This is a genomic window from Microcoleus sp. PH2017_12_PCY_D_A, from assembly GCF_020738565.1.
Taxonomy (GTDB): Bacteria; Cyanobacteriota; Cyanobacteriia; order Cyanobacteriales; family Microcoleaceae; genus Microcoleus.
The window spans coordinates 1-1,795 of record NZ_JAEQCI010000250.1 but is presented as its reverse complement, the minus strand read 5'-3'; the positions used below and the strand labels follow the sequence as shown (position 1 = coordinate 1,795).

The 1,795-nt window shown below is 40.9% G+C and carries 2 protein-coding genes; one reads left to right on the top strand and one right to left on the bottom strand.

All coding sequences use genetic code 11. From position 1 onward, the window contains the following. The first annotated feature begins 178 nt into the window (after positions 1 to 178). Positions 179 to 619: a pentapeptide repeat-containing protein gene (locus tag JGK39_RS33330; protein WP_293299095.1), complete on the top strand. Its 441-nt coding sequence runs from the start codon at positions 179 to 181 to the stop codon at positions 617 to 619. Positions 620 to 769: 150 nt separating this feature from the next. Here the strand turns inward: JGK39_RS33330 and JGK39_RS33325 are convergent. Further along, a partial coding sequence (locus JGK39_RS33325; RefSeq protein WP_293299092.1) for a DNA/RNA non-specific endonuclease occupies positions 770 to 1,795 on the bottom strand: 1,026 nt, incomplete at its 5' end.

Below are 1,795 nucleotides of genomic sequence, written 5' to 3'. Positions count from 1 at the left end.
AAATCAAACGCATAATTGCGGACTCGGTTGCGTTCGTTCAGAATCTTTGTGAGTTCTGGAAGAGTAACTCGCCAAGTATCTGGGTTCCTCCAATCCGTTGTGTGAGTTAGGCTGTCGAACTCTAGAGCCTAAAAAAAGTGCTATTGTTGATTGTGTAAATAGATACAGGATTTGAGTTATGGAAAAAGAAAGAATAACTGTAGAAGAATTGCTCAGGCGCTATGCTGCTGGTGAGAGAGGTTTTCAAAACATCATTTTGGAGTATGCTGATTTGAGCGGGGCTGAACTGCAAAATATCGACCTGACAGGCGCTCAATTTAACTATGTCAATTTGAGCCGACTCAATTTGCAGAGATGTAAATTGCTGTCGGCTCAGTTTTGGTATTGTAACTTTACGGATGCCAAAATTTATGATTCTGATTTAGAAAGCACTCGTTTTTTTGACTGCAATCTGAGAGGAGCTAATACTAGCGCGACGTGCAATCTAACCTGTGCTCGTTTCACCAGAGTTAACCTTCAAGGTGCTAAGCTCTATGGCTCTGGAGAAGATCCTTGTCGATTCTGGGACGTAATACGACCTGACGGAGTTTTTAGCCCTGGTTTTTCCTTTTATCCATAGCCTTACTCTGACGGAGTTGATAGAAATGACATGAAATTCTTACAAGTGCGCTGGAGAAACTGTGAGGAAAATTACCTCTACCAGAAATAAGCTTAGAACTAAGATATACGAAAATCTATACCTTAATTCTTAAGAGCCTACTGAAATATTTTATGGCAGATTTGACAGGAAATCAAACTTAAAGTCATAGTTGCGAAGTCTGTTCCGTTCGTTAAGAATATTTGTGAGTTCTGGAAGAGTAACTCTCCAAGTATCTGGGTTCCTCCAGGCTGCCGCATTGTCTATGTTACCTCGTAGCTTCAAAAAGGGAGAAAACACATCATTATTAAGCGGATTTGCAACCCCATCTAAGGATAAAGTCCAATCTGGTTCTGCTACGTTAGGTGTCATATATGCGAAAGTTTCAATGTTTGACGAAATAACTTCGGCTCCTGGTTGTTCCACAGCCATGATGGTTTTCCACGTCCATGTAGGGACGTGAATTTGTCGGTTTGACAAATTGCTAGGGATTGTATTTCCCTGATTGATCAACTCTCCATCTTGGACCATATTTAGCAGTTGGGGAACATTTGTTTTCTTTTGAGGATTTGGATTGTTACCAATAGCTCCAGCAAAAATGTAAAGCTCTTGCCCCTGACTAACCATAGGAGCTACGACTTTACTTTCTATATTAAACCAAGCTGAAGCATCCGTTGAAGAGTTGCTTCCTCGAACAAAAAATCGATTATTATCCATTGACTGGGCAATCAAATTAGTTGTTAAGTAGGTTGCCAACTCATCTTTGGGATGTCTCAATCTATCTCTGTTTGGTGACAAGTGACCTCGATCCATTCCCAAGCCAGTAAAGATATTTCCATCATAGCCACCAGCTAATAGATCTGGGTCGGTTATAAACTCAGGTCTTTTTATTAACCCATTGGGTAATTCTCCTGGTTGTGTAGGTGGTTCTGTCACCCATGTCTTGTCTACTTTCCAACCAACCCAGTTGGCAATTTTGGTAGCAGCATTGTAAGACACAACGTACTGTGGCTTTTCAAGCAGCAAGTTGTTTTGATATGTGCTGCTGTTGCCAGTCTGCCATCTAGCCGAAGTTGGATTGCCAAATTTGAGATGGTCGCTCTTGAAGAAAACATTATCTATGTAAACGGAATCACCGCCGTTTAAAGAAAAGGTTAT